This is a genomic window from Scytonema sp. NUACC21 (assembly GCF_054684315.1).
Window position 1 is genome coordinate 23,148 of record NZ_BAAFZH010000034.1, and the last position, 8,756, is coordinate 31,903.

10 protein-coding genes and 2 pseudogenes are annotated in these 8,756 nt (G+C 42.0%); 1 reads left to right on the plus strand and 11 read right to left on the minus strand.

The genetic code is table 11. The features are described 5' to 3' along the window. Positions 1–222 precede the first annotated feature (222 nt). From ACYRY3_RS03245 to ACYRY3_RS03275, 7 genes and pseudogenes are all read right to left on the minus strand, one after another. Positions 223–714, minus strand: coding sequence for an ATP-binding protein (locus ACYRY3_RS03245; RefSeq protein ID WP_460200332.1), 492 nt, complete (start codon positions 712–714; stop codon positions 223–225). 3 nt (positions 715–717) lie between these two features. Further along, positions 718–2,322: pseudogene (locus ACYRY3_RS03250) on the minus strand (SpoIIE family protein phosphatase); the annotation flags it as partial. After that, positions 2,298–2,540 (minus strand): annotated as a pseudogene (locus ACYRY3_RS03255) (amino acid kinase family protein); the annotation flags it as partial. The pseudogenes ACYRY3_RS03255 and ACYRY3_RS03250, both read right to left, overlap by 25 nt. A 68-nt stretch (positions 2,541–2,608) precedes the next feature. Continuing rightward, positions 2,609–3,160: a thioredoxin family protein gene (locus ACYRY3_RS03260; protein WP_460200333.1), complete on the minus strand. Its 552-nt coding sequence runs from the start codon at positions 3,158–3,160 to the stop codon at positions 2,609–2,611. Between the two features lie 280 nt (positions 3,161–3,440). After that, on the minus strand, positions 3,441–4,043 hold the full coding sequence (locus tag ACYRY3_RS03265; RefSeq protein WP_460200334.1) for a hypothetical protein: 603 nt from the start codon (positions 4,041–4,043) through the stop codon (positions 3,441–3,443). Between the two features lie 30 nt (positions 4,044–4,073). Then, positions 4,074–5,099, minus strand: coding sequence for a glucokinase (locus tag ACYRY3_RS03270; RefSeq protein WP_460200335.1), 1,026 nt, complete (start codon positions 5,097–5,099; stop codon positions 4,074–4,076). Between the two features lie 114 nt (positions 5,100–5,213). Beyond that, on the minus strand, positions 5,214–5,558 hold the full coding sequence (locus ACYRY3_RS03275; RefSeq protein ID WP_460200336.1) for a transposase: 345 nt from the start codon (positions 5,556–5,558) through the stop codon (positions 5,214–5,216). Here ACYRY3_RS03275 and ACYRY3_RS03280 point away from each other — a divergent pair. Then, complete coding sequence (locus tag ACYRY3_RS03280; protein ID WP_460200337.1) at positions 5,545–5,979, plus strand: hypothetical protein; 435 nt, start codon at positions 5,545–5,547, stop codon at positions 5,977–5,979. The two genes, ACYRY3_RS03275 and ACYRY3_RS03280, sit on opposite strands and share 14 nt — an antisense overlap. Before the next feature lie 162 nt (positions 5,980–6,141). Here the strand turns inward: ACYRY3_RS03280 and ACYRY3_RS03285 are convergent, their stop codons facing one another. The 4 genes from ACYRY3_RS03285 to ACYRY3_RS03300 all read right to left on the minus strand — a co-directional run bounded on the left by ACYRY3_RS03285 (position 6,142) and on the right by ACYRY3_RS03300 (position 8,529). Further along, positions 6,142–6,579, minus strand: a complete 438-nt coding sequence (locus ACYRY3_RS03285; RefSeq protein ID WP_460200338.1) for a hypothetical protein — start codon at positions 6,577–6,579, stop codon at positions 6,142–6,144. 4 nt (positions 6,580–6,583) lie between these two features. Continuing rightward, a complete protein-coding gene (locus ACYRY3_RS03290; protein ID WP_460200339.1) occupies positions 6,584–7,441 on the minus strand; it encodes a ParA family protein in 858 nt (285 codons plus the stop codon). 284 nt (positions 7,442–7,725) lie between these two features. After that, positions 7,726–7,869, minus strand: coding sequence for a hypothetical protein (locus ACYRY3_RS03295; RefSeq protein WP_460200340.1), 144 nt, complete (start codon positions 7,867–7,869; stop codon positions 7,726–7,728). A gap of 129 nt (positions 7,870–7,998) precedes the next feature. Next, complete coding sequence (locus ACYRY3_RS03300) at positions 7,999–8,529, minus strand: hypothetical protein (RefSeq protein WP_460200341.1); 531 nt, start codon at positions 8,527–8,529, stop codon at positions 7,999–8,001. Between the last annotated feature and the right edge of the window lie 227 nt (positions 8,530–8,756).

Below are 8,756 nucleotides of genomic sequence, written 5' to 3' on the forward strand. Positions count from 1 at the left end.
CTGGTTTAAATTGTTAAGCCGTCTTTGTGTAAAGATATGTTGAAGTCAAACTGAAAGGCAGACAGAAACGATGAGCTTGAAACCAGCGTGCTTGAAGATGCACAAAACAACGGGTGCTTTCCTTCCTGGCAATGTAAACTCAGATAATTTTGAGCGATTGTCTTCAGTGACAAAGGCTAAGAAAATACATCCCAAATTGTGACGCTTGAAACTTGCGTACAACTAGCCGGCACTTGGTAGCTTATCCAGACAAGTTGAATTTTGAATTGTTGAGGTTGGTAGAGAGGTGGGTTGTGCTGCTTCTGGTAAATTGACTTCTAATTTGAGACAGTTACCACCATTGACTTGTAACTGGTACTCCACCTTATCCATCAATCGATTTATAATTAGCCAACCGTATCCTCCTTCTTGCCTGTCTGTAGGACTCGGAGGGAAGTAGTTGGACAAATTAAACCCCTCACCCCGATCCCAAACTTCTAAAGCAATATCCCTGTCTTTCAGTTCTAAGCGGATGAGAACGGGTAAATAGGGTTGGTCTTTATGAGCGTGACGCACTACGTTAGAGTAAGCTTCTACCAAAGCTAAGCGTAAACGACTTGATTGTTTTGACCAATCAACAGAACCTTTTAGCTGGACTTCCAAGCATCCCAGCAACCAGTTTTCTACGATGGTTAAAAACTTCAAGTCACTTGGTACATGAAGTTCGCTTTTCATTATCTACAAAACCTCCAGCGAAAGTATAGTTTGGTCATCTTCCTGCACTTGGTTGTCTGCCTGGATACGAGCTAGTAGGTGGTTGAGATTGAGAGGTGATGGTTCCTCTTTTAAAAGTTGCCACAAACCCTCATGATTCAGCATAGAATGAGTTACTGTCGGATCGCCACCCACGTGATTTGCAGTTACACTTGTCTTTTGCAAAACTCTTGCTTCAGTAATACCATCACTTGCAAGCAGCAATACATCTCCAGAAGAAAGAACCAACCTACCTGAATTTGCCATCCATAAAGGTAGGATACCCAAGGGGACACCACGTATTTTAAGATACTGGGGAAATTCTGCTGAACTTCCTCGGCACGACCAGAGAAGAGGATAGATGTGCCCTGCATTCGCGTAGACCAATTCCCCAGTATTAGGGGTGTAACGAGCCAAGACGAGAGTAATAAAGCAATTGTTGCTTATCAAATCATCGCTTAAAGCTTGGTTGAGATTGCTCATGACTGCATTCGGCATTGGTGGGTTTTCCTGAGATAATTCTCGGCGCAACACCGAAATGGCACTAGCCATAAACAAAGCAGCAGGAACCCCTTTTCCGGAAACGTCTCCCACCGCCAACCATAAGTCTCCCTTGGGATGGGTAAAAACCTCAAAAAAATCCCCTCCTACCTCTCGTGCAGGATAGCAGCAAGCTTGCACCTTTAAACCCTTGAGATCGGGCATGGTTTGGCGCAGAAGATTATTTTGAATCTGGCGAGCCACCTCTAACTCAGCGTGAATTTGCTGCTGTTTTTCTTGGAGGCGTTGGTAGAGTTTTGCCTGAGAGAGGGCTAAGGCGGCTTGCTCGGCAACACCAGTAATGAGCTTAATATCTTCCTCTTGCCAGTGACGTATATGTTTATACTGAGTAAGAGCCAAGACGGCGAGCAGCTGTTGTTGGTAAACAAGAGGTACAACCAGTTGTTGACTGGCTTTCCCCTCGTGGGTGTATTGAGCCAGTTGATACTGCTTTGTTTCCAACACTTTTTCAATCAAAGGATTGGGGTCGAAGTAACAATTTAATCCCGTAGTTTTTGGCTCCTGGTAGTAAAACAGGTCTAATGTTAAGTGCTCGCCCTCCACAGGTCTTAGCTGACAAAAGCTTGCTTCAAAGGTCTGCCCGATTGTTGCTACTATTTTTTGCAACATACTGTGGTAATCTAAAGACTCTCGAATTGCTGTTGTTACGGCATTAAATAACGATTCTCGCCGTAAAGCATGGCTTAACTCCAGAGTTCTTTTCTTAACAACTCGATATATATCAGCTGCCTGCTCAACGATTTCCTTGAGTCGATCTGGCTTCCAAGGTTTAGTTATGTACTTGAACACCTGACCCGAGTTTATTGCTTCTACCAAATCTTCAACATCTGTAAAACCAGTGAGTAGAATCCGAATAGTGTCTGGAAAACATTCCACGGTATGACTGAGAAATTCCGTCCCGTTCATATCTGGCATTCTCTGGTCAGAGATAATGACAGCCATCTCCCCTTCTTTCTTCAAGATTTCAAGGGCAGTGAGAGCGTTGTTGGCTTTGTATACCTGAAAATCTCGCCTAAAAGTACGGTATAGTCAGCGGTTGCTCTGTCCATCCCCGCCGACGCCGCTTTGACCCCACGAAAAATATTTCCGCCTCCAACGACGATGGCGACCTGAACGCCTGTTTCTATCACCTCTGCTACTTCTTCAGCTATTTCTTTGACCACTTCCGGATCAATTCCGTAGCCTAAGTTGCCCATGAGGGCTTCACCGCTTAACTTAAGTAAAACCCGTCGGTAATGTGTTCCCATGAAGTTACGTTTTATCAAAATTTGAATTTGCCTCCAATTTAAGATAGCAATACGCTGGCTCTCTGTCTCTAGTTACGTATTACTATGGGTGTCCCCACAGGTTCAGTCTCTGTAGGAAGAATTTCCTGTCCTGCTAACAAAGAGGCGATCGCTTCCTTGAGGTAGTGCTGATTGACTGCTGCTGAATTGTGGGGGTTATCATCAATTTGACCTTTATAGCGAACCACACCACTAGCATCAATGAGGAAAGCCATTGGGGTTGTGCTTGTGCCGAAACTACGAGTTACCTCTTGAGTTGAGTCCCATAAATAGGGAAAGTTTAAATCCCTTGCTTTTGCAAAAGCCTGCATATTTTCAAAGCTTTCTGATGGATGGAGCGTACTATCACTGCCATTCATGCCTATGAGCGTAACACCTTGGGAGCCAAATTGGTCTTGAATCTTCTTAAGTCTTTCCACATACAGTTCAACATAAGGGCAGTGGTTGCACATTAAAATGACGCCGACTGCACGGAACTTTTCCAGATATCGACTGAGATGGTGTACCTGAGTGTCAATTCCTGGTATTTCAAAATCTGGTGCGTAGCTTCCTACTGGAGTATTAATTTCTGTTATAGTCATCTTAATTAAACCGAAAGGAACTAGTAACAAGACCGTATAAGTTTTAATCAGCGCCCGTTTCCAGCTTCTAACCACCCCGTGCGCGGATGCTTAATATCCAATTATTTTATAGACTAACTGTGCATACGTAAATTGTAAAACTACTGAAATAAAGGATGAAGTGTAAAGGATGAAGGATGAAGTCAGCCCCGAACGCAAAATTCCACAGATGAAAACAAGAATCTTGCAGGACACGTAGAAATTTTTTATCCTTTCTCCTTTATCCTTCATACTTTTTTAATTACTTCTTCAAAACCACTTGAAAAGAGTTTAAATATCCCGCCATTGAACCAGATATGGTTTTTTGCTGTTTTTTTGTAGTGATGACCATAACCTGATATAAGCGCCCTTCGGCAAAGTACATTCGGTTCCTGGTAATTTTTCCTCCAGTATTGATATACTCAATTTCCCGACCGGGATGACCGTTTGAACTACGAATATCTCGCTGACTGATTAAATTACTTTGTGTAGTTTTTAAAGCCATGTTCTGTGCATCCTGAAAAACTTCTTCAGGGGATGCCATTTGACCGTAGTTATCGGGGAAATCATTATAAGCAACAAGATAAGCCACTTCCTGGTTGGGAGGTTGAGCCACAAAAACTTGTACTTGAATCTCTCCCATGTGAGTTTTTTGAGTTTGAGACTCAATTTTTGGCAAACCGGGCATCAAAACTGTGAAGCGACCATCTGGGGGAGTGAAAATCTTCCATTGCGACTTCACTGGTTGGGCAGCGATTGGCTGAGTTTGAGCACCAGGACGTTTGGATGGTCTTGCTTCGACTGCTGCAGATGCATTAAATAGGAAAGCGGCTGCCAAGAGTGGCAGCAAACTTCTGTTTGTCATAGTTTTTACTTTAAACGTTGCTGCTAGATGTTATAACCTAGTTGCACAAATAGCAGCACCTATTAATCCCACTTGTTGGTTAAGAATAATATGTACGGGGATGTCTTCAAGTAAACTACGCATTCTACCTTTCTGGGTGAAGTTCAAAATGAACTTGTCCTGTTGAATGAGGGGAAGTATTTTCGGAGCAATGCCACCTGCAATGTATAGACTTCCATAAGGTAGCAGTTTTAGCGCTAGGTTTCCTGCTTCTGCACCGTATGCTCCTACGAATAACTCCATTGTTTGTTCTGAAAGTCGATCGGTTTTTTCCACTGCGGCTTTACCAATGAAGGCTCCAGGATCGACGCTTTTTTCTTGCTTACCCGCCTCTTGTTCCCAGGTTCTCACAATTTGGGCTATTTCCGGTGATTCAGCAGTGACTTTGCGATCGCGTAAAAATTGATAAATCGCAACAATTCCCAAACCAGAAACAACGCGTTCTACGGAAACACGTTGGATACCGTGTTTATCCAACAAGTACTTCAAAAGTTGAAATTCTAACTCTGTACGGGGCGCAAAGTCAGCGTGTCCCCCCTCTGAGGAAAAAATTTGATAGCTCGAACCTTGCTTGATTAAAAATCCTTGTCCCAATCCCGTACCAGCACCAATAATGGCAATCGGGGCGTTACTGTTTGGGTTGCCCGTTTGCAAAGTTAGGATATCTTCTGAGGTTAAACCCAAGACACCGTAGCCAACCGCAGCAAAATCATTGATCAGTGTCACTTGGGCAATTCCCAGTTCTTGTTGTAAACGTTGGGTCTCCAGAAACCAAGTTAAGTTGGTGAGCTTGGCTGTGTTGTCTACCACCGGACCTGCGATCGCAAAACAAGCTTTTTGTGGAGTGGTGCGGTGTGAATTTTCTAGAAACTGTTTTACTATAGGTACCAAATCGGGAAAATCACCACTGCGGTACCTTTCTTCATAGACAGTTTTTAAAAGCAGTTGTTCTGACGCCTCGACCAAACGCAAAATTGTTTTCGTTCCGCCAATGTCTCCTGCCAATAGTAATGTCATAGTGCTCTTGAATTTGTTAGTGGATAGTAGTTATACCAATTTAATATGAAGCTGCATAGAAAAGAGCTTCTAAAATAAAGTTATAAGAAGAGATAGATATTACCTGCTCAAGTGTCAGTTGGTCGAATATTTCTTGGATGCGATAGCGTAAGCGCTAACGGCTGAAGCCGTATCGCGTAAAGTCTGTAAAGAAGAGAAAAGTTGATTTTTGAGTGGTTTCTTGAGTAGCTGCCAAAGCCGTTCAATGGGATTGAGTTCAGGAGCTGAAGGTGGTTGATACAGAGGAATAATATTTTCTGGCCAACGAATCGCTGAACTTGTATGAGCGGGTGCTTGGTCAACCTGTAAAATAGCGTAATCATCACCTAATTGTTGAGATAGCCAGTCCAAGAACTGTTGAAAACACTCGCCATTCAATTTTGGATACTCATATTGGGAAGAGTTGATGCACGCTTCCACGCTTCTGCCCATGCTAGCTGGTTGGTATGCTGTGTTGAATCTTGCTGATGATTATAAAGCTTTCCAAGAAGCTGTGAGGAGAACTTTTACCAACACTAACCTTCAGGTGTGGTTCCCTGACGAAGATACAGATAACCATCTGTACAGCACTAATGCAGGATATGCAAGCGGGTTTACTTTCGAGCCGTTTCGATTGTCGGAAAACTTAGATGACTTGAAAACTTACATCACTCGTCTTTGTGAAAAGCACCAGGCTTTCAACAATCTCTCGTGCATTACTCGTAGGTGGTTGGTATTAGGACTCATTGCCAATCGCCACTTCCGAACCCCAATAATTCCCGCATATTGGCAACAGTATATCTGTGACCCAAAGGTGGGTGGGGAAGAACAGCCCGAAGATGAATCAAATAATCTAGATTAGATAATAACCAAGTTGCTAGTTATGCGATAGCTTCGCTACAGCATAGCGGCAGATCGCCTAAGCGCTGCTAGATGTGCGAGTTCAAACACACTATATATTAGGTGATGAGCCTGGGGAAATAGGGGGAACTATCCCCCATGGCATAGACTTTTCAATGTTTTTTTAAACTCTTGGAAAAGACCCTGCAAATGTTTTTCCGCTTTTCTCTTGAGCTATTAAATGACTAATAATATGCTCAATAATGCTATTTAAATTTTTCCGACGACGAATCGAACGATTTGGATCGAGTTGACCATATTTCAAGATTTCTCTTACATTCTCACCTTGCTCAACCAAATAAATTTTGAGTTGTTCTTTACCCTGTCCTCTTAAAATTTCTCTAGATTTAGTTAAGAGGGTTTCACCATTCAATGTATGACTTTCATTCAAATTTTTAACAGCCATATCGTTTGACTCAATTGTTGTTTTAGAGATCTCCTCAGTTTTAGGTAAATTAGTGTTCTTATCCAAATGCTCTTTTATAGCTTTAGCCACTTGTGGGTTTGAGTCTATTACATCTGCAATAAGTCTTAAAAAACTGGCGATTTGTGATAACTCCATTTATTTAACCTACTTTTTGAATAAATTCCTTTGCTAGTTGAGTCATAACTTGATGAGACTCACCATATTTTTGTTTATATGTTACTTGTCCACCAAAGTCCAAAGCCTGTGCTACTTTGGCTTTTTCTGGAATTTTAGTATTAAAAACTTGTGGAAAGAAAGGATTTTCTGTAATAAATCTCATATATTCTGTTTGAGCTAATGTCCCGTTATAACGAGAAAGAATAATACCTAGAGGCTTTAAATTATGACCATTTTCATTATTAAATGCATCAATCCGTCGAAGTACAATATCTAATCCCTGAATTGACATTTTGTTCGGAACACAGGGCATTATGCAAAAATCACTTACCAAAAAAGCACTTTTAATAATTAGGTTGAGATTGGGTGGGCAATCTATCAAAATATAGTCGTAATTTCCTAATAATGGTTTGAGAAGCTCTCGTAATAGATGAACAGGTTTTAATTTCGTTAGAGGATAAAAGTCTGAGGATAAATATTCTTGAATCTCAAATAACACCGGGCTACTAGGTATGAAATGTAAACAGTTAAAAGAGTTTCCATTCCTGACATTAGATACAGAGGATTTGACTACAAAATTACCTTTTTTGTGGTCACTCAAGAAGAACTCAGGATGTTTGAACAAATAAGGTAAAGTTAACCCTCTACTCTCAAATTGAACATTCCAAACATCTTCCGACATTAATGCACTTGTCAAATTAGTTTGAGGATCGAGATCGATAGCAAGCACGCGTTTACGGTACATCGTATCCCCTGCTAGGTATTCAGCTAATGCCATAACAAGCGTAGTTTTGCCTACCCCTCCCTTGAGGTTAGAAATACAGACAACTTTGGCTGACATAGTTTTACAGATTAATGCATCTTAGAAGCTACAGTTATAGGTTTCCCAAGAATTCACACAAAATAACAATTCTGATAATCAAAGGTAACAATATCTTAGGTGATGAGCCTGGGTTTTTGGTTTTGGAGTGCGATGGTGCGGTTCTCCAGTTCAAAGGAGCGAGCCTGTGCGCGATATCGCTGTCCCCTTTGATCCAAAGGTTCCGCGTCCCCACCGTGCTGATGTAAGCGGTGAAAGAATTCTACCGCGAGGTATTATCTAGTTGAAGATTCAATACTTGTCGGTTAAGAGGAACTGGGGTTGCAATACTGCGCGACAGGCACCCGTTGCCCTAATATAACAATATTGAACGGGCGATTACCTTCGGTACGCTTTGCGATCGCCTCCCTTGGGCGCTCTTGCTCCAATAAAACACGAGCAAAGTGCATAGAGCGCTTTAGTAGCGTGCTGTTAGCAGTCCGAAGGCGATAAGCTCCGCATAACGGCTATACTGCCGTATCGCATATTGGGGTTGATGGTATGTCCCCACCGTGCTGATTCGGTGAGGTGAAGGAATTCTACCGAGAGCTATTATCCAGTTGAAGATTGCGGGAATTTTTGAGAAGAAATATATCGTTTTCTTTGATTAAATCACCCGTACAAAGGACTGGTAACCGCTCTTGATATGCCTTGATAGCTATTATATAATCGCGGTCAGCTAATTCTGTTTTGATTGGACGCAGTCTATCGACAACCACGCCAAATAATGTAATTTCTCCACTCATTTTGTCAGCGAATGGTGTTTCAATGTGGGTGACTAATCCTTGAATGGTGATGTTGGGGGCATTGGTAATGAGTGAGCTAAAAATCTCAATTTGAGAGCGATTTTCTGCTAAGGCAAGGGTTTCTAAGACTTCCGCCATCCGCCTCTTAAAGTCAACAATTTCTGGTTTGAGAGGAAGTAAGATTTCAAAATCGTCTAGAGTCCAAAGGTTGGCTTTATCACCCCTGGGTTGCTGTTGATGCCAACCATGCGATCGCAAATAAGTCTCTACTTCTTGGGGGTCGATATATTTAAATTTTTCTACATCCACGTTGATAGCTGTCATAGTGGTTAGCCAGCAGCCGGTGTGACGGCATATACATAAGCATAGCTGAAATCTTCTTTTTAAGTGTTAAGGCTCATTATGTGCGATCGCCTATATCTGAATTGACAAATTTAATATCTTATATCAATTAATTTTTAAGGGCGAACAACCGTTCGCCCCTACCCCAGGCATCCGTAACCTAAATATGTCAATATTGTAAAGCTGACTCCACCCGTTTGATGCTACAC